This window comes from Micromonospora sp. NPDC005171, assembly GCF_040608575.1.
Classification (GTDB): Bacteria; Actinomycetota; Actinomycetes; order Mycobacteriales; family Micromonosporaceae; genus Micromonospora.
The window spans coordinates 1-24,982 of the sequence record NZ_JBEXIM010000023.1 but is presented as its reverse complement, the minus strand read 5'-3'; the positions used below and the strand labels follow the sequence as shown (position 1 = coordinate 24,982).

The following is a 24,982-nucleotide window of genomic DNA, read 5'->3' as shown; positions in this document are numbered from 1 at the left end:
GCCCGCCACTAGGCTGGCGGTCATGACGGGCAGAGTGGCAGCGGTGAACCTCGGCATCGTGACCGAGGCCGGGTGGGCCGGCGACGCGAGCGGTCGCAGCGGCATCGACAAGCGGCCGGTCGACGGCCCGGTGTCGGTGCTCGCCGGCGGCCTGGCTGGCGACTTCATCGGCGAGCGTGCCCATCACGGTGGTCCTGACCAGGCGGTCTACGCCTACGCGGAGGAGGACGCCGCCTGGTGGGTGGCCGAACTGGGCCGCGCCATACCGCCCGGCGGCTTCGGCGAGAACCTGACCACCTACGCGATCGACGTCACGGGTGCGGTGATCGGCGAGCAGTGGCAGGTCGGTTCCGCCCTGCTCCAGGTGACCAAGCCCCGGACGCCGTGCACCACCTTCGCCGGGTTCTGGGGCGTACCGGATCTGATCAAGCGGTTCACCGTCCGGGCGTCGCCCGGGGCCTATCTGCGGGTGCTGCGCGAGGGGGAGGTCGGTGCGGGCGACCCGGTCGAGGTGGTGGACCGGCCGGCGCACGGGGTGACGATCGGCGAGGTGTTCCGGGCGACAAGCCTGGAACCGGAGTTGTTGCCGCGCCTGCTCGACGCCGAGGACCTGCCCGAGTCGATCCGGGACAAGGCCCGACGACGCCTCGCCGCCCAGGGCTGACCGGCCGCGGACGGCACCCGCCGCGACGCCGTCCGGAGCACCGACGGGCATGCCAGGTGCGCCGCCGTGCTCACGGCGCTGAGGCGCACGGTGGCGGTGACCGGGTCGGGACGGGATTCGGCCGGGAAGAACACCCGATGACGGGCCCGGCGCGGGACTTGCCCGTATTGTCCCCACCGAGGGTGTGTGGCGGGGACCGGGTGGAGCGCGATGTCGATGGCGACGGACGGCGGTGCCGTGGCGGCGTCACCCGATCCGGTCCTGGAGCGTCCGGCGTTCCTGGAGCTCTTCTTCGACCTCGTCTACATCTTCGCGCTGGTCACCTTGGCGACGGTGCTGGCCGACAACCTGACCTGGACCGGCTTCTCCGAGACGCTGGTGCTACTGCTCGCGTTCACGATGATCTGGGCGCTGACCGTGTGGACGGCGGACAGCGTCGACCTGACCCGCCCGGCCGGGCAGGGGCAGTTCGTCTGGGTGGCGGCGGCCAGCCTGCTGTTGGCCGCGCTCGCGGCCGACGCGTACGGCGATCGCCGGCTGTTCTTTGCCACCACGTACGTGGTCATCCACCTCAGTACCGCGGCCTACTACATCCTGGTCGTCTCGCACCGGAGACCGCCGCGTCGCAGCATCCGGATCCTGATCTGGGAGGCCGTCGCGGGCATCGGCTGGATCGGTGGGGCGCTCGTCGGCGGTTCGGGGCAGTTGGCGATCTGGGCGCTCGCTGTCGTCGTTGAGTATGGCGCGGCCGCGTTGGGCTGGCCGGTGCCCGGGATCGGCCGCTCACGACCGCGCGACTGGCCGCTGGTCGGCGCGCGGGTGGCCGAGCGTTACCGGCAGTTCGTCATCGTCGCGCTCGGTGTCTCGATCTTCGTGACCGGAACGACCTTCAGCGTGGGCGAGTACACGTGGGAGCGAGCCTGGGCACTGCTCGTGGTGTTCACCACCATCGTGTTGATGTGGCGGATCTACATCTACCGCGCCGGTGAGCTGCTGACCGAGGCGATCGCCCGGTCGTCCGACCCGGCGCTGCTCACCCAGTCCGCCGCGGTAACCCATCTGATCATGGTGGCTGGAATCGTCGGCGCGGCGGTCACCAGCCGGCTCGTGGTGGGCCGACCGTTGGGCGAAACCCCGCCCTCGTGGGCCGCGGTGATCCTCGGTGGACCCGCGTTGTACCTGGTCGGTCGGGGCGTCCTCGACTTCACAGTGTTCGGGCGGATCTCGCGGTCCCGGTCGGCCGGGCTGGTGCTGCTGGCGGGCGTGGCACCGGCCACGCCCCTGCTGCCGCCGGTGCTGGTCGCCCTGCTCGCCATGACGGTGCTGCTCCTGATCGCCGCGGCGAACCTGGTGAGCACCCGGCGACACACGCGCACGCCGGCACCGCCGATGCTGCGGTGACTCCGGCGGTCGCGGACGGCCCTTCATCGCGATGGCGCGGCGGCCCCGACCGGGCGGCTGCGCGCCGCCAGCCCTTCCCCGACCAGGGTGATCAGCAGGACCAGGTTCGCCAGCATCAGGGCGGCCAGGGGCGGAAGCAGGAGTGTGGCGGGTGCCATCAGGGCACACAGCACCACGATCGCCAGCACCCGGGACCACAGGGTCCGGCCGGTCACCACGGCATCGAACAGGACGCTGCCGAGCAGGAACAGGACCGGCCCGCCGAGGGTGGCGATCATCAGCTCGGCCGGGGCGTGGCCGAACGGCCGGTCGATGACCAGCGAGGTGCTGGTCGAGATCAGCACCACTCCGGCCACCATGACCAGATGGCTGTACGAGGTGGAGGTGCCGGAACGGACCCGTTCCACGGTGGCGACGCTCGGTGGGGCCAGGATCCGCTGGACCCGCTGGAAGTAGAGCGCGAACAGCAGGACCGCGCTCACGAACGCGACCGCGCCGGTGGCCACCGCGCCGGCGGTGAACCCGCTGCCGGCCAGCCCCGTGCCGGTGCTCAGGATCAGTTCGCCGAGCGCGACGATGAAGATCGCCCGATGCCGCTCGGAGAGGTGCACCCCGGTGAAGATCTGGCTGGCGAGCTCGGTACGCCCCAGCCCCGGTGTCGGCCAGCCGACCCGGGCGGAGCCGAGGTCGACCGCCACCGCGAGCGACCAGAGCACCAGTCGGGCCGTCCCGTCCACGAACACCCCGGCCACCCAGGGCGTCACTGTGATGCCGAACCAGAAGAACACCCGGATGCTCCTGGCCTGGATCGGGCGGTTCACCCGGGTGCCGGGGATCAGGACGGCGTCGCGGACCAGGTGAATGCCGAAGTAGGCCGCGACGAAGAGCCATCCGTACCGACCGAAGGCGTACGGCGTCGCGATCGCCATCAGCAAGGTGCCGAGCATGACCAGCAGAGTGGTTGCCTGGATGATCGGCAGTCGGGGGTTGAACAGGTCGGTGAGCCACGCGGTCAGCACCCAGACCCACCAGGCGGCCAGCAGCAGGACGGCGGTCTGCGCCGCGCCTCGAACGGTGAGGTTCTCGGCCAGGCTGGCAGCGAGCCGGGAGAACATGAAGATGTAGACCAGGTCGAAGAAGAGTTCCAGGAACGTCGGGTATTCCGGCTCGCCGCGGCGGCGGAGGATCCGGGGGAGCGGGGCGGACGTCACTGCGCTGCCTCCTGTGCCACCCCGCGCCCTGGGCGGGGGCGCCGCGCCCCGACCTGCGCACCCGCCACGCTACCGACCCCACAGCGACCGGTGGCCCGGAACGCACTCGCTGGGGGAGCGGACGTGGAACGGCCCCCTGTCAACGCTGAGCGTCGGCAGGGGGCCGTCCTACGAGCGGGGGATCAGCGCAGCCAGGGGATGTTGCGGTCGAGCAGACCGCGCTCCTTGAGCTCCTTGCGCAGCGGGATCTCGTCGTCGACGTACCCGTCCCAGTTGATGCCCCAGTAGTTGGCGGTGTGGGTGCCCTCACCGATCAGCTGGCGCTGCACGGGGGTGCGGTTGCGGTACCACTCGCCGTTCACGTCGGGGTGCAGCTCGTCCAGCGGGCGGATCCACCGGTAGGTGTAGCCGACGAAGAGCATCTTGCGGGTGATGGTCGAGAGGTTCGTCGACCGCGAGTGCCACTGCCGGCGGTCGAAGATGAACGCGTCGCCCGGGTTGGCGGTGATCTCCACCGTGCCCTCCGGGTCGGGGTTCTGCACTGTGAGGTCGGCGGGCCGGGGCAGCGAGTTCTTCAGGTGGCTACCCGGGATGACCTTGGTGGCGCCGCGGCCGGTCTCGGAGAGATCCGACAGCACGTACGCGACCTTCAGCGAGAACATCGGCCGAGGCAGGTTCGGGTCCATCGTCTCCGGGTCGGAGTTCTGCCGGTACCCGTCCTGGTGCCAACCCCAGTACGGCTTCTCCGGCTCGGCGGCCGGCGGGGTGACGTCCAGGTGGTTGTGGTGGGTGTAGATGTTCCAGCCGGCCAGCCCCCACATGTACGGGAAGGCGATCGGGTGGGTCAGCAGCTCACCGAAGAGCTCGTCGCGCTCCAGGAAGCCCAGCAGGTGCAGGGTGCCGTCCTTCTTGGTGGTGCCCTTCGCCTGCTCCTCCGCGTAGACGCGGTCGACCGCCGCCTCCAGCGCCGCCCGGTGGTCCTCCGTCAGGACGTTGCGCAGCAGGAGGAAGCCCTGCTCGTGGAACTCCTTGCGGTCAGTGTCGCTGATCGGTTCGTAACCGGTCCGGTCGCCGTAATCGAACACCGCGTCGTACCCCTCCCCATGAGGTGAAACCTTTTCTGGCACAGGCCGCCGATCGTAACGCGGTGGTCCGGGCGGCGGGGAGGGCGCGGTGCGGTATTTGGCCGCAATGGGACCCCACGCAGCGGAGGAAACGCACAGAGTGAGATCTGGGCGACCAATAGCGCGATTTGACGCAGGTTGCCCGATTGTGCGGTGACTGCCGGTTAAGAGATCCGGGTCGGTCAACCCTCGTTGAACACCTCGGCCACCACCTGACCGGCGGAACTCTGCCGGCCGTCCACCCGGCCCCATGAGCCGTCGCGGGCGGTCCATTCCAGTTCGCCGAAGCGGACCCGCTTCACCCCGTGGTCCTGGGCGTGCGACACCAGCCAGTGCGCGTACCGCCAGCCGTCACGTTGGTCGCCCGGAGTCACCGCCAACCCGGTCGGGTCGGTCGGGTCGGTGCCCTTCAGCCCCCAGTCCAGCACCAGGTTGCGGGTCAGTTGGGCGGCTGCCGCCGCGCCGTGCATCGCCGGGGTGCGCCCCACCGTGCAGGCGACCGCTCCGCTGGCGTCGCCGAGCAGGGCGCGGCTGAGCACCTCGGAGTCGTCGGCCCACTTCTGGTACGCCTCGGGGAACGCCGAGCGCTGCACCCGTTGGGCGGCGTCGGTGACGCGCATCTTCTCCCAGCCGCGCACCTTCTTGAGGGCCGCGTAGAACCGGTTGGCCGCGTAACGCGGGTCGCGGATCTGCGCCGGGGTGCCCCAGCCCTGGCTCGGTCGCTGCTGGAACAGGCCGACCGAGTCGCGGTCGCCGTCGGCGAGGTTGCGCAGCCCGGACTCCTGGTACGCGGTGGCGAGCGCGACCACGACGGCCCGCTCGGGCATCCCACGCTTCGCGCCGATCGCCGCGATGGTCGCCGCGTTTGCCATCTGGTCGGCGTCCAGCGCGACCCGTCCGTCGGCCTGCACCGTGCACTTGCGTGCCATCAGCGGCAACGTGAGGTTGTCGCCGACCTGCCGTACGACGAGCCAGATCGCGATCACGGCGACGAGGATGAGCACCACTCCACCCGCCACGGTTGCCCGAGTTCGCACCCACACCCCCAGATCGACAGTCTGCCAAGCGTACGTCCCCGCAGGCCCCCTCCGGGTCGTCCGAGCGGTTCGGTCCCGGCCTGGGCTGCTGCGACCGGTTCGGGGCCGGCTCCGCTGCCGCGTACCGCTTGGCGACGTTCCCGCTCTGGTCGCGATCTCACCTGCCGCGTCGTCGCGCCACCCCGCCTCGGTGCGGGGGCTGTCGTGCCCGTCACCGGGTAAGCCATTTCGGGAAGCGATTGACCGGTCAAGGACTTGAGTCGGTTGACATGTCAATCCGACCTACCGCCGCACAGCCGGACGCGTTGGTCACCGAACGAGGAGGAGTTCCATGGGAACGCTCGATGGCAAGGTCGTGCTGATCACCGGCACCGGCGGGGGACTTGGTCGCTTCGCGGCACTGACCTTCGCCCGCGAGGGCGCGAAGGTCGTCGGGGCCGACCTCCAGGTCGCCGGTAACGACGAGACTGTCGAACTCGTCCGCCGCGCCGGCGGCGAGATGACCGGCATCGCGCCGGTCGACCTCACCGACCCCGAGCAGGTACGCAAGCTCGTCGACGACGCTGCCGCCGCCTACGGCGGGCTCGACGTGGTCTACAACAACGCCGCGGCGCTCCGCTTCGGCCCGATGCCCGACTTCTCCGTGCAGGACTGGCGCTACACCATCACCGGAGAACTCGACATTCCGTACTTCGTGTCGAAGTTCGCCTGGCCGCACCTGGTCCGGCGCGGTGGCGGAGTCATCATCAGCGCCGCCTCGATGGCCGGGATGATCGGCGGCCACGTCCCGCCGATGGTCGGTCACACCGCCGCGAACGCCGGCATCATCGGCATGACGCGACAGCTCGCGCTCGAAGGCGCGCCCCACGGGATCCGCGCGGTGGCGGTCAGCCCCGGGCCCACCCTCACCCCGGCCAGCGAACGCGACCTCGGTGACAACCAGGAGGCCCGCGACGCGATCACCGCCAAGACGCTGCTCAAGCGCTTCGCGCGCCCCGAGGAGGTCGTCGAGCTGGTGGTCTTCCTCGCCTCCGACCGGGCGTCGTACATCACCGGGGCGAACTACCCGGTCGACGGCGGCGCGACCGCCTGGTGACCCGACCGGAGACCGGGGCGCCCCCACCACGGGCGGCGCCCCGGCGACCACTCGTCACCGGCCGATACCCCGGGCCTACCCGGCATGATCAGCGGAACCACCGTCCAGCGCGGCCACCCATCGACTCAATCGCTTCTCCCGGAAGGCCATGACCCCCTCACGCCCCTCGTCGGAGAGGAAATAGCCGGTCGAGAGGGCGGAGAGTCGGGCCAGGTCGGCGCGCAGCTCGGCGGTGCCCGGCCGGCGCAGCAGCTCCTTCGCGCCGGCCAGCGCCCCGGGCGCGCCGCGCACCAGCGAGTCGCAGTAGCCGCGCACCGCGTCGTCCAGCCCGTCCGCCGGGACCGAGGCCGTGACCAGGCCGATCTCGGCGGCCCGCCGCCCGTCGAAGGTGTCCCCCGTCAGGTACAGCTCGGCGGCGGCACGGGGGTGCAACCGGGGCAGGACGGTCGCCGAGATCACCGCCGGGATCACCCCGATGCGGACCTCGGTGAACGCGAACGTCGCCTCGTCGGCGCAGACCGCAAGGTCGGCGGCGGCGATCAGGCCCAGCCCGCCGGCTCGCGCCGGACCGGCCACCCGGGCCAGCACCGGCTTGGGGCACTCCCAGAGCGCCGCGAGCACGTCACCCAGCATGCCGGCCGGCACGGTCCCGCTGGCGTACGCCGCGGCCGTCTCCTTCAGGTCCGCACCCGAGCAGAAGACCGGGCCGGTGTGGTCGAGCACGATCACCCGGACCGCCTCGTCGGCGACCGCGTCCGCCAGCCCGGCCAGCAGTTGGGTCATCAGGCCGGTGGAGAGCGCGTTGCGGTTGGATGGGCTGTCCAGGGTGAGGGTGGTCACCCCACGGGCCGTGGCGACCCGCACGAGGACGTCGGGAGAGGTCATGCCGGGCACACTAGTGGCCATGCCCGGCGTCCTTCCAGATGGTGAGACCGTCCCCGTCGACGGATCGTTGCCCGCCTCCGCCACCGCGGCGGTCGGTCGGCGCGGCTTCGGCGTGTACGTCCACGTGCCGTTCTGCGCCAGCCGCTGCGGCTACTGCGACTTCAACACCTACACGGCTGCCGAACTGGGCGGCGGCGCCAGCCGCGAGGGGTACGCCGACACCGTCCTGGCCGAGCTGACGCTCGCCGCCCGGGTGCTCGGCGACAACCCGCCGCCCCGGGTCGACACCGTCTTCGTCGGCGGCGGCACGCCCACCCTGCTCCCCGCCGACGACCTGGCCCGCATCCTCGACGGCATCGACAGCACCTGGGGGATGGCCGCCGACGCCGAGGTGACCACCGAGGCCAACCCCGAGTCGGTCACCCCGGAATCGTTGAAGCTGCTGCGGGCCGCCGGCTACACCCGGATCTCGCTGGGCATGCAGTCCGCCTCCCCGGGGGTGCTGGCGATCCTGGACCGCAAACACAGCGCGGGCCGGGCCACCGCCGCCGCCCTGGAGGCGCGCGACGCCGGATTCGAGCACGTCAACCTGGACCTGATCTACGGCACCCCGGGGGAGCGGGCCGAGGACTTCGCGGCCTCGCTGGAGCAGGTCGTCGCCGCCGGGGTGGACCACGTCAGCGCGTACGCCCTGATCGTCGAGGACGGCACCCGGCTCGCCGCCCGGATGAAGCGCGGCGAGCTGGCGTACCCCAGTGACGACGTGGCCGCGGACCGCTACCTGGCCGCGGAGGCCGCGCTCGACGCGGCCGGGCTCTCCTGGTACGAGGTCTCCAACTGGGCCCGCACCGAGGAGGCCCGCTGCCGGCACAACCTGCTCTACTGGACCGGCGCGGACTGGTGGGGGCTGGGGCCCGGGGCGCACAGCCACGTCGGCGGGGTGCGCTGGTGGAACGTGAAGCACCCCTCGGCGTACGCCCAGCGGTTGGCCGCCGGCGCGTCTCCCGGCCTGGCCCGGGAGGTGCTCACCGTCGACGAGGCGCACATGGAGGACGTGATGCTGCGGCTGCGGCTGGCCAGCGGTCTCCCGCTGGCGGTGCTCGACGCCACCGGGCGGGCCGGCGCCGAGCGGGCGCTGGCCGGCGGCCTGCTGGCCGCCGACGAGTACGCCGCCGGCCAGGCGGTGCTCACCCTGCGCGGGCGGCTACTCGCCGACGCTGTCGTCCGCGACCTGCTGCCCTGAGTGGCCCGCTGCCCCGGGACGAGGGCAGCGGAGCTCCGGACCGGCCGGGAGAGCGGCCGGCCCGGGTCACTTGATGAAGTTCGCTGTCATCGGGTAGCGGTACGGGGTGCCCTCGTTGGCCTTCATGCCGGCGATGATCCCGAACAGAATCTGGATCACCACGACGGCGATGCTGGGCAGGAAGAGCAGGCACCAGCTCACGAAGAGCAGCACAAACGCGATGATCGACCAGAGGATCTGGAAGTTCAGGGCGGCCAGCGCGTGTGCCCGGACGGTCGGCGACTGCTGGCCGCGGGCCAGATAGGCGATGAGCGGGGCGACGAAGCCCAGCGGACCGAAGCTGACCAGCGCGCCGAGGGCGCCGCCGAAGTGCGCGACAAGCGCCCAGGTCTTGTCCTCGTTGTTGGCGTAGCCGCCGCCGGGGCCGCCGTAGGCCCCGCCGGACGGGTAGCCGCCGGGCGGGTAGCCGCCGGGTGGGGGATAGCCCCCGGGCAGAGGGTAGCCGCCTGCCGGAGGGTAGCCACCTGACGGCGGTTGGTCACCGGTGGGCGGCGGATAGCCACCGGCCGGGGGATAGCCGGCCGGGCCGGGAGCCCCGGACAGTGGTGCGGTGGGCGGCTCGGCCGACGGGGACGGGCCCGGGGAGGTGGGCTCCGGCGGGTAGTTGCCGGGGTCGCCCGATCCGGGAGGGCGGGGAGGTTCAGTCATGGATGTCACGGTAGGGGCCGTTGGCAACGCCGCACCAGAGCGACACCGCCGGGCAGTGCGGGCCGAACGGCCCAGCGGGGTGGCGCGGGCCGCACCGACGGGTGGCCGTTGATCATCGCGTCGGCGGGCCCGCCGACGTAGACTGGCACTCGCTACAGTCGAGTGCCAGGACGGCCCGACCGGCCCAGGGTGCCGGTGGCCAACGTGCGACAGGAGGTGCGGAGGATGGGTCTCGACGACCGGAAACTCGCCGTGCTCCGCGCCATCGTCGAGGACTACGTCTCCACCCAGGAGCCGGTCGGCAGCAAGGCGCTGGTCGAACGGCACCAGCTCGGGGTCTCCCCGGCCACGGTCCGCAACGACATGGCCGTGCTCGAGGAGGAGGGCTACATCCGGCAGCCGCACACCAGTGCCGGCCGGGTGCCCACCGACCGTGGCTACCGCCTCTTCGTCGACCGGTTGTCCCGGGTCAAGCCGCTCAGCCCGGCCGAGCGCCGGGCCATCGAGCGCTTCCTGGTCGGCGCTGTCGACCTCGACGACGTGGTGCACCGCACGGTTCGACTGCTCGCCCAGCTGACCCGCCAGGTCGCCGTCGTGCAGTACCCGAGCCTGGCCCGCTCCTCGGTGCGGCACCTGGAACTGGTGCCGATCTCCACCACCCGGCTGATGCTCGTCATGATCGCGGACACCGGGCGGGTGGAGCAGCGGCTCGTGGAGCTGCCCGGGCCGGTGCCGGCCGACGACGTCACCGACCTGCGCCGACTGATCAACGAGAAGCTCGCCAACGCCCGGCTGTCCGAGACGCCACCGCTGGTGCAGGCGCTGGTCGAGGAGGCGCCGACCGGGCTGCGTCCGACCATGACCACGCTCGCCACAGTCCTGCTGGAGACGCTCGTCGAGCGGCACGAGGAACGGATCGCGTTGGCCGGCACCGCGAACCTCACCCGGGGCGGCCTGCTCGACTTCCAGGGCTCCCTGCGGCCGATCCTCGAAGCTCTGGAAGAGGAGGTCGTGCTGCTCAAGCTCATCGGTGAGACCGAGCCGAGCACGACCCGGGTGCTGATCGGCGACGAGAACGAGTTCGACAACCTGCGCGCCGCCTCGGTGGTCAGCACCGGGTACGGCCCGGGCACCACGATCGTGGGCGGCCTGGGGGTGCTGGGGCCCACCCGGATGGACTACCCCGGCAACATCGCCACGGTGCGCGCCGTGGCACGCTACGTGGGCGAGTTGCTGGCCCAGAACTGATTGGTCAGGGCCGATGCGGCCGGCTGCGGCCGCCGACCGGCGCAACGCGAGACGAACATGAGGACACGGAACGCAGTGGCCAGGGACTACTACGGCATTCTCGGTGTGAGCCGGGAAGCCTCCGATGACGAGATCAAGCGCGCCTACCGCAAGCTGGCGCGCCAGTTCCACCCGGACGTCAATCCGGACCCGGAGGCTCAGGAGAAGTTCAAGGACATCAACGCCGCGTACGAGGTCCTCTCGGACGACCGGAAGCGGCAGATCGTCGACCTGGGTGGCGACCCGCTCGCCCCGGGTGGCGGCGGCGCCGGAGGCCCGGGCGGCCCCGGAGGCGCCGGCCCGTTCGTCGGTTTCCAGGACATCATGGACGCGTTCTTCGGCGGTGCGGGCGGTGGTGCCCGTGGCCCACGGCCGCGTACCCGACCGGGCGCCGACGCGATCCTGCGACTCGAACTCGACCTGCACGAGACGGCGTTCGGCGTCGAGGCCCCGATCACCGTCGACACCGCGGTGCTCTGCACCACCTGCTCGGGCGCCGGCACGGCGGCCGGCACGCACCTGGCGACCTGCGAGGCGTGCGGCGGTCGGGGCGAGGTGCAGTCGGTGCAGCGCACCTTCCTCGGCCAGGTGGTCTCCGCCCGGCCGTGCACCGTGTGCCAGGGCTACGGCACCACCATCCCGCACCCCTGCCCCACCTGCGCCGGCGACGGCCGGGTGCGGACCCGCCGCTCGCTGACCGTCAAGATCCCGGCCGGCGTCGAGGACGGCATGCGGATCCGGCTGGCCCAGCAGGGCGAGGTCGGCCCCGGTGGCGGCACCGCCGGTGACCTCTACGTGGAGATCCACGAGCGCCCCCACGACGTGTACTCCCGCAAGGGCGACGACCTGCACTGCCGGGTCACCGTGCCGATGACGGCGGCGGCGCTGGGCACCCGGCTGACCATCAAGACGCTGGACAGCGAGGAGACCGTCGACGTCAAGGCCGGCACCCAGCCCGCCAGCACGCTGCGACTGCGCGCCCGGGGCGTGCCGCACCTGCGCGGCACCGGCCGAGGCGACCTCTACGTGCACCTCGACGTGCGGACGCCGACCAAGCTCGACCCGGACCAGGAGAAGATGCTGCGCGACTTCGCCAAGACCCGTGGTGAGGAGGTCGCCGAGTTATCCAAGCAGGGCGGCTTCTTCTCCCGGATGCGCGACGCGTTCAACGGGCACGCCTGAGGTGTCCGCACCGCTGTTCCTGGTCGAGGCGCTGCCCGCCAGCGACGCGCTGACCCTGGACGGCCCCGAGGGGCACCACGCCGCCACCGTGCAACGACTGCGCGTCGGCGAGGAACTGCTGCTCGCCGACGGCCGGGGTGGCACGGCCGCCGCCGTGGTCACTGCCGTCGGCCGGGGCAGCTTGGAGGTCACCGTCACCTCAAGGGGGTACGCGGACGCGCCGGTACCCCGTCTGGTGACAGTGCAGGGCATCGCCAAGGGCGACCGGGGCGAGCTGGCCGTGCAGGCGATGACCGAGGTCGGGGTGGACGAGATCGTGCCCTGGGCGGCATCGCGCTCGGTGACCCAGTGGCGCGGCGACCGGGGCGTACGCGCCCGGGAGAAGTGGGTGGCCACCGCCCGGGAGGCGGCCAAGCAGGCCCGCCGGCCGTGGCTGCCGGTGGTGGCCGGCGCGCCGGACGAGTCCACCGCCACGGTGGCCCGTCGGATCGCCGGTGCCGCCTCCGGGTTCGTGCTGCACGAGGAGGCCGAGGACCGGCTCACCACGGCCGAGCTGCCGACCGCCGGTGAGATCGTGCTGGTGGTCGGCCCGGAGGGTGGCATCGCCCCGGCCGAGCTGACCGCCTTCGCCGAGGCCGGCGGGCGACCCGTACGCCTCGGGCCGGCTGTGCTGCGCACCTCCACCGCCGGGGTGGCGGCCCTCAGCGTGCTCGCCACCCGCCTCGGCCGTTGGTGACCCTGGGCGGCGGGCTCGTTCAGGGGCGGGGAAACACCGGCACCACCTCTTCCTCCGGCCCCAGGTCCAGCCCGGCCGGCCCGATGATCTGCGGGTCCGGTGTGCCGACCACCTCGGGGTCCTTGCCGGTGTAGTCGAAGCGGTGCAGCACGTGCCGCATCGCCTCGAGGCGGGCCCGCTTCTTGTCGTTGCTCTTCACCACCGTCCACGGCGCGTCGGCCGTGTCGGTCCAGAAGAACATCGCCTCCTTGGCCTCGGTGTACTCGTCCCACCGGTCGAGCGAGGCGATGTCCATCGGGGACAGCTTCCACTGCCGGACCGGGTCCACCTGGCGGATCGCGAACCGGGTGCGCTGCTCGTTCTGGGAGACGGAGAACCAGAACTTGACCAGCCGGATGCCCGAGCGCACCAGCATCCGTTCCAGCTCTGGGGCCTGCCGCAGGAACTCCAGGTATTCCTTGCGGCTGCAGAAGCCCATCACCCGCTCCACACCGGCCCGGTTGTACCAGGAACGGTCGAACAGCACGATCTCACCGGCCGCCGGCAGGTGTGCCAACCACCGCTGGAAGTACCACTGGGCGGCTTCCCGCTGGTCCGGCTTGGCGAGCGCCACCACTGACGCGCCACGCGGGTTGAGGTGCTCCATGAAACGTTTGATGGTGCCGCCCTTGCCGGCCGCGTCCCGGCCCTCGAAGAGGATCACCAGACGCTCGCCGGACTCCTTGATCCAGTCCTGGAGTTTCAGCAGCTCGATCTGGAGCAGCCGCTTGTCGCGGTCGTACTCGTCGCGGTCCAGCCGCTCGTCGTACGGGTAGTCCTCGCGCCAGGTGTCGACGGGGGTGCCGTCGGGGCGGAGCAGCACAGGGTCGTCGTCGTGGCCGTCGGCCACCCGGTAGTCGGCGGTGAGGTCCAGCAGCGCGGAGTCGGCCATGTCGGTGGGACTTACCCGCCCGCGAACCGCCAACCACCTCCCCGGCCGGGTGATCTGCCGGCGGCGTCGACCTCAGCTGCGCAGGTAGGAGGCGCCGTTGAGGTCGACGATCGTGCCGGAGGCCCACTCGGCCTGCGGCGAGGCCAGCCAGTGCACGGCGGCGGCGATCTCCTCCGGTCTGCCCACCCGGTCGAACGGGCTCTGCGCCCGGATCGCCGCGCCCTCCTCACCGCGCAGGTACTCGGTGACCATGTCGGTCGCCACGAAGCCCGGCGCGACGGTGGCGACAGCGATGCCGTACGGCGCGAGCGCCACGGCGAGGGACTGGCCCAGCGCGTTCAGCCCCGCCTTGCTGGCGCCGTACGCCGGCTGGTGCGGCTCGCCGCGGAACGCGCCCCGGGACGAGACGTTGACGATTCGCCCGCCGCGTTCACGCATGTGCTGGGCGGCGCACCAGATGACGTTGCCGGCGCCGGTCAGGTTGGTCTCCAGCACCTGTTGCCAGCGCTGCTGCCACTGGTCGTACGAGGCGCCGAAGATCGGGTGCGGGTCGTCGCGGTCGCCGTACGTCCCGGCGTTGTTGACCAGCACGTCCAGCCCGCCGAGCAGCTCGGCGGCCCGGTCCACCATGACCCGGACCGCGTCCGGGTCGGTGAGGTCGGCGCGGACCACCACGTGCCCGGCGCCCGGCAGTTGCGCGCGTAGCTGCTCGGCCGCGTCGGCGGAGTCGCGGTGGTGGATGGCCACCCGGTCGCCGTCGGCCGCGAACGCCGTCGCCACCGCGCGGCCGATCCCGCGCGAGGCCCCGGTCACGAGTACCGCCCGATCCGTCATGCCGGCCATCCTGCCTCAGCCGTACCTTCCGTGCGAACAGGGCCGGCGGCGCATGCTGCGCCGGAGCATCCCCGACCCGTTAGTCCTTACACTGCCCCGATGGGATCCGACTGCCTGTTCTGCCGCATCGTCGCCGGGGAGATCCCGGCCACCGTGGTCCGGGAGACCGACACCACCCTCGCCTTCCGCGACATCGACCCGAAGGCGCCGGTGCACGTCCTGGTCATTCCGAAGGAGCACTACGCCGACGTCGCGACGCTCGCCCAGGGCGACCCGGCGCTGGCCGCCGACGTGCTGGCGACGTCCGCCGCCGTGGCCGAGGACGAGGGCCTGCTCGGCGACGGTTTCCGGCTGATGTTCAACACCGGCGCGTACGGCGGGCAGGAGGTGTTCCACGCGCACGCGCACCTGCTCGGTGGTGCGCCGCTCGGCCCGATGCTCGCCCGGAACCTGGCGTGAGCGAGCGCAGCGACGGCGTGAGCGAGCGCGGTCCCGACGGTCGCGGCACTGAGCACCTGGACCGGTTGGTGCGGCGGGTGCAGGCCGAGGCCCGGGTGCCGGCGGTGTCGGCGGCGCTGCACCGGGCCGACCGGCCGCTCTGGAGCTGCACCGTCGGCGAGACCGGCACCGACAGCCCGCTGGGGCCGGGCACCCAGTTCCGGATCGGCTCGGTCACCAAGACGTTCACCGCGGTGCTGGTCCTCCAGTGCCGCGACGACGGGCTGCTGGACCTGGACGACCCGGTGGGCCGGCACCTGGACCTCCCGGCGCACGGCGACCTGACCGTACGCCGGTTGCTGTCGCACACCGGTGGCCTGCAACGTGAGCCGTTCGGCGACGTCTGGGACAGCCTGCGCGCGCCGGACGACGACCAACTGGTCGCCGAGCTGGACCGGGCCGAGCGGGTGCTGCCGACCGGCCGTCGGTTCCACTACTCCAACCTGGGCCTGGCCGTGCTCGGCCAACTCGTCGCCCGGCTCCGGGGCGGAAGCTGGGCGCAGGCGCTCACCGAGCGGATCCTGACGCCGCTGGGGCTGAGCGACACCACTGTGACCCCACGGCCGACGGCGGCCATCGGGTTCCTGGTCGACGCGTACTCCGACGAGGCGCACCCGGAACCGTCGACCGACTTCGGCGCGGTCGGCCCGGCCGCCCAGCTCTGGAGCACCGCCACCGACATGGCCCGCTGGGCGGCGTTCCTGGCCGACCCGGCGGCGCTGGACCCGGCCGGCGCGGTCCTCGCCCCGGGCACCCTGGACGAGATGCGCTGGCCGCTGACCACCACCGACGAGACGCTCTGGGGCGCCGGCTTCGGGCTCGGGCTGATCCTGATCCCGCAGGGGGAGCGGGTGGTGCACGTGGGGCACGACGGGGCCATGCCCGGTTTCCTCGCCGGGGTGTACGGCCGCCGTGGCGGCGACGGCACGCCTGGCGCGATGGGCGCCGCGGTGCTCGGCTCGTCCGGCACGGCGAGCGAACTGTTCGATCTGTCGCACCGGCTGCTCGCGGCGGCGGTCGAGCAGGACCCGGCCGAGATCGTGCCGTGGCGACCCGGCCCACCCGCGCCGGCGGCCCTGCGTGGTGCGCTCGGCCGGTGGTGGGGCGAGGGCTCCGAGTACGTCTTCTCCTGGCATGACGGCGCCTTGCAGGCGCGCGGGGTCGGTGACCCGGCCGGACGACCACCGGCGATCTTCACCCCGCTGGCGGACCAACCGGACGTGTTCCGGGTGGTCTCCGGACGGGAGGCCGGTGAGCTGCTCCGGCTGACCCGGGACGAGGCCGGCGCGGTGGTCCGGATGCACTGGGCGACGTACCGGTTCACCCGGAACCAGGAGACCTTCGACAGGTACGACTTCCGGGCCGGGAGTTGATCGCGGCCAGCGGAAATGGGCGCGATGCGGCCCGCGTTGAACCGATACGATGGGTGTAACGTCCGCACGCCAGGCCAGCAGGCCGGCGCCGAGATCGAGAGCAGGTGCGCAGGGCCCTTCGGCCCAACCTATGACCGGCACCCCACCTCCCGGCCCGCCCCGGGTGCAGACCAGGATCACCGTGCCCGATCCGAAGATCATGGTCAATCTGCTCGGCGCAGGCGACGAGATCCTCAGACTCGTCGAACGCTCGGTCAACAGTGACGTGCACGTTCGCGGCAACGAGATCACCATCACCGGTGACCCCGCGGACAACGCTCTCGCCGAGCGGGTCTTCAGCGAGCTACTCGAACTCATCGAGAAAGGCGAGACCCTGACCACTGACGCCGTCCGGCGTACCGTCGGCATGCTCGAGCAGGGCAGCGCCGAGCGGCCCGCCGAGGTCCTGACACTCAACATCCTCTCCCGGCGCGGGCGCACCATCCGCCCCAAGACGCTCGGGCAGAAGCGGTACGTCGACGCGATCGACACCCACACCATCGTCTTCGGCATCGGCCCCGCCGGCACCGGAAAGACCTACCTGGCGATGGCGAAGGCCGTCCAGGCGTTGCAGGCCAAGCAGGTCAACCGGATCATCCTCACCCGGCCGGCGGTCGAGGCGGGCGAGCGACTGGGCTTCCTGCCCGGCACGCTCAACGAGAAGATCGACCCGTACCTGCGCCCGCTCTACGACGCGCTGCACGACATGCTCGACCCGGAGACGATCCCGAAGCTGATGGCCGCCGGCACGATCGAGGTCGCCCCGCTGGCCTACATGCGGGGTCGGACGCTCAACGACGCGTTCATCATCCTGGACGAGGCGCAGAACACGACGCCCGAGCAGATGAAGATGTTCCTCACCCGGCTCGGCTTCAACTCCAAGATCGTCGTGACCGGTGACATCACCCAGGTGGACCTTCCCGGCGGGACGAGCAGCGGCCTGCGGGTGGTTCGGGAGATCCTGGAAAACGTCGATGACGTGCACTTCTCCCAGCTGTCCAGCTCCGACGTGGTCCGCCACCAGCTGGTCGGGGAGATCGTCGACGCGTACGCCCGCTGGGACGCCGAGCGGGAGAACCAGCAGGCGCAGGGCGTTCACGCCGTGCCTGGGCGACCCGCCCAGGGCGGCCGGGCCGGCCGCCGCCGCTAAAGCAGAGGAAAGCAGTTGTCCATCGAGATCGCCAACGAGTCCGGTGTCGACGTCGACACCGACGCCGTGCTCGCCGTCGCCCGGCACGCCCTCGACGAGATGGGGGTCAACCCCCTCGCCGAGCTCTCCGTGCTGCTGGTCGACATCGACTACATGACCGAGCTGAACCACCGCTGGATGGGTGGCGACGGCCCGACCGACGTGCTCGCCTTCCCCATGGACGAGGGCAGCGTCGACCACGGCCCTGGTGAGTCCGCACCGGCCGGCGGCGAGCCCGCCCTGCTCGGCGACATCGTGCTCTGCCCGGAGGTGGCGGCCAAACAGGCGGCGACCGCCGGGCACGCGCCGGCCGACGAGTTGCACCTGCTCACCGTGCACGGGGTGCTGCACCTGCTCGGTTACGATCACGCCGAGCCGGAGGAGGAGCGGGAGATGTTCGCACTCCAGGCTCGACTGCTGGCGAGCTGGCGGTCGACCCGCACCCAGTGATGTCCACTCCTCCGTTACTCGCGGCCGGCGCCACCGCCGGCCTTCCCGACTTCCAGCTGATCGTCTTCGCGGCCGGCCTGGTGGTGTTGGCCGGCCTGATCGCGATGACCGAGGCGGCCCTCGCCGCGGTCTCACCGGCCCGAGCCGCCGAGCTGGCCCGCGACGGCGTGCGCGGCGCCCGTACCCTCCAGGTCGTCGCCGGCGACGTCGTCCGGCACCTCAATCTGCTCCTGCTGTTGCGGCTGCTCGCCGAGCTGACCGCTACCACGCTGGTGGCGCTCGTCGCGGTGGACAGCTTCGGCGCCGGCTGGCGGGCCGCGCTGGTGACCGCCGGAGCGATGACAGTGGTCAGCTTCGTGGTGGTGGGCGTCGCCCCGCGCACCATCGGCCGGCAGCACGCCTACGCCGTTGGCCGTGCGGTGGCGCCGCTGGTGCGCTGGCTGGGCCGGGCACTCAACCCGCTCGCGTCGTTGCTGATCCTGATCGGCAACGCGGTCACCCCGGGGCGCGGCTTCCGGGAGGGCCCGTTCGCCACCCAGGTGGAGCTGCGGGAGCTGGTCGACCTGGCCGAGCAGCGCGGCGTGGTCGAGCACGGCGAGCGCCAGATGATCCACTCCGTGTTCGCGCTCGGTGACACCATCGCCCGTGAGGTGATGGTGCCGCGTACCGAGATGGTGTGGATCGAGGAGGGCAAGACGCTCGCGCAGGCGCTCGTGCTCTTCCTGCGCTCCGGCTTCTCCCGCATCCCGGTGATCGGCGAGAGCGTCGACGACGTGTTGGGTGTGCTCTACCTCAAGGACCTGATCCGGCGTTCCCGCGGCGGGGACCCGAGGGCCGAGCAGTTGCCGGTGGCCGAGCTGATGCGCCCGGCGACCTTCGTACCGGAGTCCAAGCCGGTCGACGACCTGCTGTCCGAGATGCAGGCGGCCCGCAACCACCTGGTCATCGTGGTCGACGAGTACGGCGGCACCGGCGGTCTGGTCACCATCGAGGACATCCTGGAGGAGATCGTCGGTGAGATCACCGACGAGTACGATGTCGAGCGCCCGCCCGTCGAACGTCTCGGGGACTCCTCGGTGCGGGTGACCGCTCGCCTGCCGGTGGAGAATCTCGGCGAGATGTTCGACACCGACCTACCCACCGACGAGGTGGAGACGGTCGGCGGTCTGCTCGCCCAGTCGCTGGGGCGGGTGCCGATCCCGGGTGCCGAGGCCGAGGTCGCCGGTCTCCGTCTGGTCGCCGAGGGCACCACCGGCCGGCGCAACCGGATCGACACCGTCCTGGTCAGCCGGGTGGAGCCGGGCCACGAGCAGGACACCGCGGGGCGTGGCGAGAACGCCGGCCCCGGGGACGACACGGACAACTATCGAGACGACGAGAGGCAACCCGCCGATGCCTGACACACCCGCCGCGCCTGCCGCCCGGCCCACCCCCACCGCGTCGGGCGCGCTGAGCGCCGAGGACGGCAAGCTCGTCGTCCTGGCCCGGGGAGCTCGCGCGCGGGTCGGCGCCGTGGAGGGCGCCGCGGTTCGCGACCAGGACGGCCGGACGTACGCGGCGGCCAGTGTCGCGCTGCCGTCGCTGACGCTCACCGCGTTGCAGTTGGCTGTCGCTTCGGCGGTGGCGGCCGGGGCGAGTCGGCTGGAGGCGGCGGTGGTGGTGACCGAGGCGTCGACGCTGGACGGTGCCGGGCACGCGGCGGTACGCGACCTCGCTGCGGACGCACCGGTCCACCTGGCCGCTCCGGACGGCACGGTCCTCGGCACGGTGACCGAGTGAGCCCGGTGCAGGATCCGCAGGCGCGACCGTACCGGGCCGGGTTCGGCTGCTTCGTCGGTCGACCCAACGCCGGCAAGTCGACGCTGACCAACGCCATCGTCGGCACCAAGATCGCCATCACGTCGAACAAGCCGCAGACCACCCGGCACGTCATCCGGGCCGTGCTGCACCGACCGGAGTCGCAGCTGGTCCTCGTCGACACGCCGGGTCTGCACCGCCCCCGTACGCTGCTCGGCGAGCGCCTCAACGACCTGGTCCGGTCCACCTGGACGGAGGTCGACGTGATCGGCCTGTGCATCCCGGCGGACGAGCCGGTGGGGCGCGGTGACCGGTTCATCACCGGCGAGCTGGCCGAGCTGAAGGCGACAGTGCTGGCGGTGGTCACCAAGACCGACCTGGTGGACAAGCGCCGCCTGGCGGAGCAGTTGCTCGCGGTGAGCCAGATGGGGGAGTTCGCCGAGATCGTGCCGGTGAGCGCGGTGTCCGGGCACCAGGTGGACACCCTGGTCGACGTGATGACCAAATATCTGCCGCCGTCGCCGCAGCTCTACCCGGACGACATGCTCACCGACGATCCCGAGCAGGTTCTCGTCGCCGAGCTGATCCGGGAGGCCGCCCTGGAGGGGGTCCGCGACGAGCTGCCGCACTCCATCGCCGTGGTGGTGGAGGAGATGATCCCCGAGGGTCAGGTCATGAAGATCTACGCCGACCTTTACGTGGAGCGGCCCAGCCAGAAGGCCATCGTGCTCGGGCACAAGGCGAGCCGGCTCAAGGAGGTCGGCACCACCGCCCGGAAGCAGATCGAGGAGCTGCTCGGCGGTCGGGTCTACCTCGACCTGCACGTGCGGGTCGCGAAGGACTGGCAGCGCGACCCGAAGCAGCTGCGCAAGCTGGGTTTCTGATCCACTCACCGCGCGCGGGTCGTGCTCGAGCCGTGGGCCGCCCCGCAAGGATGACCGGACGGACGTGGACGTTCAGCAGCCGGGCGCTCACCGCCGCCGGCTTCACCGACATCGTCCTACGACCCGCCGGGCCGGCGGATCCCGCACCCCGGAACGCCATCGTCTACACGGTACGGGCAGGCGCCGGCTGCGTGGTGGGCCACCTCGACGGAGGCGGTCGGAGCGCCGGTCAGCCGCAGGCGGTCGGTGCGCTGCCGCACGGCCGATGCCTCGCGAACCTCTGATCGTCCTCGGTCAGATGGGTGGAAAGGCTCACGTTTGGTCGGGGTGGTGACCGTTTCGCGCGGGCACCGCGCAGGGTAGGGGAGTTACGCCCGGCGTCCCCGACCCAGATGCAGGCTGATGCGCAACCGGTATCTCGATCTCCTCCGTGCCCTGGCCATCGTTCGAGTTGTCGTCTACCACGTCACCGGGTGGGCGACCCTCACCCTCGTCTTCCCTGCCATGTCGGTGATGTTCGCGCTGGCGGGGTCGCTGATGGCCGCGTCGCTGACCCGCTCCGGGCCGGCGGCGGTCGGGCGTCGGCTGCGTCGGCTGCTGCCGTCGCTGTGGGTGCTCGCGGTGGTCTTCGTGCCGGCCATGCTGTTCACCGGGCTGACGGTGAGCCCTCGGGTGTTGCTGTGGCTGTTCCCGGTCGCCGACCCGCCGGCCAACCACTGGGGCGCGCTGGCGCTGAGCGTCATCTGGTACCTGCGCGACTACCTGTGGTTCGTGTTCGCCTCGCCTGTCGCGTTCTGGCTGTTCCGGCGGGCCCCGCTGCCGACCCTGCTCGCCCCGTACCTCCTGCTGGTGGCGATCGAGGTGGGGATCTACCCGGCACCGCCGGTGCTGCGCGAGTTCGGGCTCTACTTCGGCGCCTGGCTGCTCGGCTTCGCCCACCACGCCGGGATGCTGCGCCGACTTCCCGGCCGGCTGCTGTACCCGGTGGCCCTCGTCCTCGCCGTGGGCGGCGGCGCCTGGATCGTCGGGCATCCCGGCCCGCGCGGGTACGACCTGAACGACAACCACCTGGGCAACGCCCTCTGGTCGGCCGCGTTCATCCTGATCGTGCTGGGCCGGGCGCCGGCCGGGGTGGCCTGGCTGAGCCGCAGCCGACTGGCCGACCGGGTGGTGACAATGCTCAACCGGCGGGCGCTCACCGTCTATCTCTGGCACATGCCGTTCGTGGTGGCGCTCACTCCGCTTGTCGACGTGGTGGGCTGGTCCCACCAGGACCCGGTGGGCCTGGCCATCCGGGTGCTGCTGGTCTTCGCCCTGGTCGGGCTGGTCACCCTGGCCGTCGGCTGGGTCGAGGACGTCGCCGCCCGCCGCCACCCGGAGCTGATCCCCGGCGGCTCGACGCGGCCAGCCGACCCGGCGGTCCGGCCGGGTGGCGAAGCGGCGGACGGTGCCGGGACGACCGTCAGGCGAGCGGTGGTGCCGGCGCAGCGGACGGCCGGGGAGGCGGCCAGCACCGAGATCAACGCTCGCTGATCGTGAGGTTGCCGCTGTCGGCCGAACCGTCGAGCACCAGGGACGCCGCCGGGTTGTCGGCGACGGTGATGGTCTCGTCGCCGGAGTCGGCGTTGGACCGGACCCGGTAGCTGCCGGCCGGCACCACCAGCGTGACGTCACCGCTGGAGGCGTGGACCCGGGCCGAGGCGGGCTTGTCCAGCTCCACGTTGACATTGCCCGAGCTGGCCTCGGCGTCGACATCGCCACCCAGCCGGCGGGCGGTGATGTCTCCCGACGAGGCGCGCAGCCGTACCGCCGCGGCGGCCTCGCTCACCTCGATGTTGCCGGAGCGGGCCTCCACCCCGACCGCGCCCGACGCGCCGGAGACCCGCACGTCGCCCGAGCTCACCTGCAGCTCCACCGTGCCGACCCGGCTCAGCTCGACGTTGCCGGAGCTGGTCTCGCCCTGCACCGCCACACCCTCCGGCACCGTCACCTCGTAGGAGATGCTGCACCGCGAGCCACAGTCGGTGTCCAGCACCAACTCGCTGCCCTTGATCTCGTACCGGGCATTGTCCGGTTCACCGCCCTGGTAGCGCACCACCCGCTTGATCCGTACCTCAGATGCCGGGCCGGTGCCGCGGACCACCACGTCGCCAGAGCCCCCGGAGAGCCGGACCGTGGTGATCCGGACCGCCTCGGTGTTGTCGTAATCGAGCCGGCGGAACGACAGGTTGTCGCACCCGGCGAGCACGATGAGGGTGGTGGCGAGCCCGAGTGCGACGGGCGCGGCGACGCGACGACGGCGCGGGGTGGTGGTCAGCTGCAGTGCCATGACCAGCACGCTACGGCCGCGCACGAGTCGGCCGCATCGGGGTTCAACCGCGCTTGCACCCCGAACCAACCCTGATTTCACACCCCGAGGGAGAATGGCCCGATGGCCGGGTACCGCCGACAGCTCTATCGCGACGACGCGGTGGTGCTGCGTGTGCAGAAACTCGGCGAGTCCGACCGGATCATCACCCTGCTCACCCGCCGGCACGGCCGGCTGCGCGCGGTGGCCCGAGGGATCCGCCGCACCACCAGCAAGTTCGGCGCCCGGCTGGAGCCGTTCGGCCACGTCGACCTCCAACTCGCCGGTGACCCGAAGGGCAACCACGGCAGCTCACTGCACACCGTCAGCCAGGTCGAGGGCATCGACCTGTACGGCAAACGGTTCCTGGGTGACTATCCGCGCTACACGGCGGCCAGCGCGATCGCCGAGACCGCCGAGCGGCTGACCCCGGTGGAGCGGGAGCCGTCGCTGCGGCTGTTCCAGCTCACCATCGGCGCGCTGAAGGCGCTGTCCCGGGGCGAGCACGCCACCACCCTGGTGCTCGACGCGTACCTGCTGCGCGGGATGTCCCTGGCCGGCTGGGCGCCGGCGCTGGTCGCCTGCGCGGTCTGCGGCACGCCCGGGCGGCACCGGGCGTTCTCCGTGCCCGCCGGCGGCGCGGTCTGCCCGGATTGTCGGCCACCCGGGGCGGCCCATCCCGCGCCGGCCACCATCGATCTGATGTCCGCGCTGACCACCGGCGACTGGGTGATCGCCGACGCCACCGACGCCGCCGTACGTCGGGAGTGCAGTGGGCTGGTCGCGGCTCACCTTCAGTGGCACCTGGAGCGCGCGCTACGCTCGCTGCCGCTGGTCGACCGGGGTCCCTCGGCGGCCGGGACGGCCCCGCCGCCGGAAGGCACCGGGGCCGTGGTGCTCCGGCCACGTGGCGACGTCGAGGCCGGGGCGGACGGCGCGAACAGGGAGTGACCGAGTGATCCGATCGAAGAAGGCCGGCCGGCGCGAGCCGACCCCGCCGGTGCCACACCCGTCCGGGGCCCGGCCGCCGGCGCTGCCCACCGAGGCGGTGCCGAGGCACGTGGCGGTGGTGATGGACGGCAACGGCCGCTGGGCCAAGGACCGAGGGCTGCCCCGCACCAAGGGGCACGAGGCGGGGGAGCACAGCCTCTTCGACACCATCGAGGGCGCCATCGAGATGGGCATCCCGTACCTGTCGGCGTACGCGTTCTCCACCGAGAACTGGCGGCGCTCGCCCGACGAGGTCCGGTTCCTGATGGGGTTCAACCGGGACGTCATCCGTCGCCGCCGTGACCAGCTGGTCGACCTCGGCGTACGGGTGGTGTGGTCGGGCCGGCCCGGTCGGCTGTGGAAGAGCGTCATCTCCGAGTTGCAGACCGCCGAGGAGATGTCCCGCGACAACTCGACGTTGACCCTGCAGTTCTGCGTCAACTACGGCGGGCAGGCCGAGATCGGTGACGCCGCCGCCGCGATCGCACGGGACGTGGCGGCCGGCCGGCTGGATCCGGCGAAGGTCACCGAGAAGACCGTGGCGAAATACCTCTACCACCCGGAGATCCCGGAGGTGGATCTGTTCCTGCGCCCCTCCGGGGAGGAGCGGATCTCCAACTTTCTGCTCTGGCAGACCGCGTACGCCGAATTGGTCTTCCTGGACACGCTCTGGCCCGACTTCGACCGTCGCCACCTCTGGTACGCGTGCGAGTTGTACGCCCAGCGGGACCGACGCTTCGGTGGCGCGCTGCCCAACCCGGTCGCCCCGATTATCTGAGCCGACGCGCTTACCCGCACGTCACTCTGGGTATCAGAGTCGTCAGAAGCCACTGACGGAGGTGAACCCACATGATCCAGAAGCGCATTGCCCAGTGGGCGGTGATGGCGGTCGCGGTGCCGGTGGCCGCTGCCGGTGCCCGCCGGCTCAGCCACACCCTGGAGGCCCGGCGTGGTCCCTCCGGGGCGACCCGGTTGCTGACAAAGGGTGCGGACCTGATCCGTCCGCAGAAGGCCAAGCGCCGCCGCTTCTTCTGACCAACCCCCCAGCTGTCCCGGCGCCGCCCGCACCCCGTGCG

General features: G+C 71.9%; 27 protein-coding genes. 19 read left to right on the top strand and 8 right to left on the bottom strand.

What is annotated here, in order from left to right; all coding sequences use genetic code 11:
- Nucleotides 1-22: 22 nt before the first annotated feature.
- On the top strand, nucleotides 23-664 hold the full coding sequence (locus ABZU74_RS23375) for an MOSC domain-containing protein (RefSeq protein ID WP_355427525.1): 642 nt from the start codon (nucleotides 23-25) through the stop codon (nucleotides 662-664).
- Between the two features lie 210 nt (nucleotides 665-874).
- Entirely contained in the window at nucleotides 875-2,065 is a 1,191-nt protein-coding gene (locus ABZU74_RS23370) for a low temperature requirement protein A (protein ID WP_355427523.1), read from the top strand.
- Between the two features lie 23 nt (nucleotides 2,066-2,088).
- On the opposite strand, the gene ABZU74_RS23365 is transcribed toward ABZU74_RS23370, so the two are convergent.
- The 3 genes from ABZU74_RS23365 to ABZU74_RS23355 all read right to left on the bottom strand — a co-directional run bounded on the left by ABZU74_RS23365 (nucleotide 2,089) and on the right by ABZU74_RS23355 (nucleotide 5,443).
- Complete coding sequence (locus tag ABZU74_RS23365; RefSeq protein ID WP_355427520.1) at nucleotides 2,089-3,276, bottom strand: low temperature requirement protein A; 1,188 nt, start codon at nucleotides 3,274-3,276, stop codon at nucleotides 2,089-2,091.
- Between the two features lie 182 nt (nucleotides 3,277-3,458).
- Nucleotides 3,459-4,361, bottom strand: a complete 903-nt coding sequence (locus ABZU74_RS23360) for a phytanoyl-CoA dioxygenase family protein (RefSeq protein WP_091409805.1) — start codon at nucleotides 4,359-4,361, stop codon at nucleotides 3,459-3,461.
- Between the two features lie 221 nt (nucleotides 4,362-4,582).
- Nucleotides 4,583-5,443, bottom strand: a complete 861-nt coding sequence (locus tag ABZU74_RS23355) for a hypothetical protein (protein WP_355427517.1) — start codon at nucleotides 5,441-5,443, stop codon at nucleotides 4,583-4,585.
- Between the two features lie 325 nt (nucleotides 5,444-5,768).
- Here ABZU74_RS23355 and ABZU74_RS23350 point away from each other — a divergent pair, with 325 nt between their 5' ends.
- Entirely contained in the window at nucleotides 5,769-6,533 is a 765-nt protein-coding gene (locus ABZU74_RS23350; RefSeq protein WP_355427514.1) for an SDR family NAD(P)-dependent oxidoreductase, read from the top strand.
- A gap of 75 nt (nucleotides 6,534-6,608) precedes the next feature.
- Here ABZU74_RS23350 and ABZU74_RS23345 read toward each other — a convergent pair whose 3' ends face one another.
- Nucleotides 6,609-7,418: an enoyl-CoA hydratase-related protein gene (locus ABZU74_RS23345; RefSeq protein ID WP_355427511.1), complete on the bottom strand. Its 810-nt coding sequence runs from the start codon at nucleotides 7,416-7,418 to the stop codon at nucleotides 6,609-6,611.
- A 19-nt stretch (nucleotides 7,419-7,437) separates the two neighbouring features.
- On the opposite strand from ABZU74_RS23345, the gene hemW reads away from it, so the two are divergent.
- Nucleotides 7,438-8,661, top strand: a complete 1,224-nt coding sequence (hemW, locus tag ABZU74_RS23340; protein WP_355427692.1) for a radical SAM family heme chaperone HemW — start codon at nucleotides 7,438-7,440, stop codon at nucleotides 8,659-8,661.
- Between the two features lie 66 nt (nucleotides 8,662-8,727).
- Here hemW and ABZU74_RS23335 read toward each other — a convergent pair whose 3' ends face one another.
- Nucleotides 8,728-9,369 (bottom strand): DUF4870 domain-containing protein, encoded by a 642-nt coding sequence (locus ABZU74_RS23335; RefSeq protein ID WP_355427508.1) that lies wholly within the window; start codon nucleotides 9,367-9,369, stop codon nucleotides 8,728-8,730.
- A gap of 225 nt (nucleotides 9,370-9,594) precedes the next feature.
- Here ABZU74_RS23335 and hrcA point away from each other — a divergent pair, with 225 nt between their 5' ends.
- From hrcA to ABZU74_RS23320, 3 genes are all read left to right on the top strand, one after another.
- On the top strand, nucleotides 9,595-10,617 hold the full coding sequence (hrcA, locus tag ABZU74_RS23330) for a heat-inducible transcriptional repressor HrcA (RefSeq protein WP_091409786.1): 1,023 nt from the start codon (nucleotides 9,595-9,597) through the stop codon (nucleotides 10,615-10,617).
- Nucleotides 10,618-10,692: 75 nt separating this feature from the next.
- The gene (gene dnaJ / locus ABZU74_RS23325; protein ID WP_181518639.1) at nucleotides 10,693-11,838 is read left to right on the top strand and encodes a molecular chaperone DnaJ; all 1,146 of its coding nucleotides are present in this window, start codon (nucleotides 10,693-10,695) and stop codon (nucleotides 11,836-11,838) included.
- Between the two features lies 1 nt (nucleotide 11,839).
- Nucleotides 11,840-12,574, top strand: a complete 735-nt coding sequence (locus ABZU74_RS23320; RefSeq protein ID WP_355427505.1) for a 16S rRNA (uracil(1498)-N(3))-methyltransferase — start codon at nucleotides 11,840-11,842, stop codon at nucleotides 12,572-12,574.
- Nucleotides 12,575-12,593: 19 nt separating this feature from the next.
- Here ABZU74_RS23320 and ppk2 read toward each other — a convergent pair whose 3' ends face one another.
- Together ppk2 and ABZU74_RS23310 are read right to left on the bottom strand one after the other, a co-directional pair.
- Nucleotides 12,594-13,505: a polyphosphate kinase 2 gene (ppk2, locus tag ABZU74_RS23315; RefSeq protein ID WP_355427502.1), complete on the bottom strand. Its 912-nt coding sequence runs from the start codon at nucleotides 13,503-13,505 to the stop codon at nucleotides 12,594-12,596.
- Nucleotides 13,506-13,577: 72 nt separating this feature from the next.
- Complete coding sequence (locus ABZU74_RS23310; protein ID WP_355427499.1) at nucleotides 13,578-14,339, bottom strand: SDR family oxidoreductase; 762 nt, start codon at nucleotides 14,337-14,339, stop codon at nucleotides 13,578-13,580.
- A 99-nt stretch (nucleotides 14,340-14,438) separates the two neighbouring features.
- Between ABZU74_RS23310 and ABZU74_RS23305 the strand changes: the two genes are divergently transcribed.
- The 9 genes from ABZU74_RS23305 (at nucleotide 14,439) to ABZU74_RS23265 (ending at nucleotide 22,102) form a co-directional block, all read left to right on the top strand.
- Complete coding sequence (locus tag ABZU74_RS23305; protein WP_196919275.1) at nucleotides 14,439-14,798, top strand: histidine triad nucleotide-binding protein; 360 nt, start codon at nucleotides 14,439-14,441, stop codon at nucleotides 14,796-14,798.
- A gap of 17 nt (nucleotides 14,799-14,815) precedes the next feature.
- Nucleotides 14,816-16,210: a serine hydrolase domain-containing protein gene (locus ABZU74_RS23300; protein ID WP_355427689.1), complete on the top strand. Its 1,395-nt coding sequence runs from the start codon at nucleotides 14,816-14,818 to the stop codon at nucleotides 16,208-16,210.
- A 130-nt stretch (nucleotides 16,211-16,340) separates the two neighbouring features.
- Nucleotides 16,341-17,399, top strand: coding sequence for a PhoH family protein (locus ABZU74_RS23295; protein WP_355427496.1), 1,059 nt, complete (start codon nucleotides 16,341-16,343; stop codon nucleotides 17,397-17,399).
- A gap of 15 nt (nucleotides 17,400-17,414) precedes the next feature.
- A complete protein-coding gene (ybeY, locus tag ABZU74_RS23290; RefSeq protein ID WP_030491788.1) occupies nucleotides 17,415-17,888 on the top strand; it encodes an rRNA maturation RNase YbeY in 474 nt (157 codons plus the stop codon).
- Nucleotides 17,864-19,288, top strand: a complete 1,425-nt coding sequence (locus tag ABZU74_RS23285; RefSeq protein ID WP_355427686.1) for a hemolysin family protein — start codon at nucleotides 17,864-17,866, stop codon at nucleotides 19,286-19,288. The genes ybeY and ABZU74_RS23285 overlap by 25 nt, the downstream gene beginning before the upstream one ends.
- Nucleotides 19,281-19,667, top strand: coding sequence for a cytidine deaminase (locus tag ABZU74_RS23280; RefSeq protein ID WP_355427493.1), 387 nt, complete (start codon nucleotides 19,281-19,283; stop codon nucleotides 19,665-19,667). The genes ABZU74_RS23285 and ABZU74_RS23280 overlap by 8 nt, the downstream gene beginning before the upstream one ends.
- Nucleotides 19,664-20,569 carry a GTPase Era gene (gene era, locus ABZU74_RS23275; RefSeq protein ID WP_355427490.1) on the top strand — a complete coding sequence of 302 codons (906 nt, stop codon included), beginning with the start codon at nucleotides 19,664-19,666 and terminating at the stop codon, nucleotides 20,567-20,569. The genes ABZU74_RS23280 and era overlap by 4 nt, the downstream gene beginning before the upstream one ends.
- Nucleotides 20,570-20,619: 50 nt before the next feature.
- A complete protein-coding gene (locus ABZU74_RS23270) occupies nucleotides 20,620-20,853 on the top strand; it encodes a hypothetical protein (protein WP_355427487.1) in 234 nt (77 codons plus the stop codon).
- Between the two features lie 118 nt (nucleotides 20,854-20,971).
- Entirely contained in the window at nucleotides 20,972-22,102 is a 1,131-nt protein-coding gene (locus ABZU74_RS23265; RefSeq protein WP_355427485.1) for an acyltransferase, read from the top strand.
- Here ABZU74_RS23265 and ABZU74_RS23260 read toward each other — a convergent pair.
- The gene (locus ABZU74_RS23260) at nucleotides 22,089-22,898 is read right to left on the bottom strand and encodes a DUF4097 family beta strand repeat-containing protein (protein ID WP_355427482.1); all 810 of its coding nucleotides are present in this window, start codon (nucleotides 22,896-22,898) and stop codon (nucleotides 22,089-22,091) included. The genes ABZU74_RS23265 and ABZU74_RS23260 overlap by 14 nt on opposite strands.
- A 102-nt stretch (nucleotides 22,899-23,000) precedes the next feature.
- Between ABZU74_RS23260 and recO the strand changes: the two genes are divergently transcribed.
- The 3 genes from recO (at nucleotide 23,001) to ABZU74_RS23245 (ending at nucleotide 24,941) form a co-directional block, all read left to right on the top strand.
- Nucleotides 23,001-23,867: a DNA repair protein RecO gene (gene recO / locus ABZU74_RS23255; protein ID WP_355427479.1), complete on the top strand. Its 867-nt coding sequence runs from the start codon at nucleotides 23,001-23,003 to the stop codon at nucleotides 23,865-23,867.
- 4 nt (nucleotides 23,868-23,871) lie between these two features.
- Complete coding sequence (locus tag ABZU74_RS23250) at nucleotides 23,872-24,684, top strand: isoprenyl transferase (RefSeq protein ID WP_355427476.1); 813 nt, start codon at nucleotides 23,872-23,874, stop codon at nucleotides 24,682-24,684.
- Between the two features lie 71 nt (nucleotides 24,685-24,755).
- Nucleotides 24,756-24,941, top strand: a complete 186-nt coding sequence (locus ABZU74_RS23245; protein ID WP_355427473.1) for a hypothetical protein — start codon at nucleotides 24,756-24,758, stop codon at nucleotides 24,939-24,941.
- Nucleotides 24,942-24,982 lie beyond the last annotated feature (41 nt).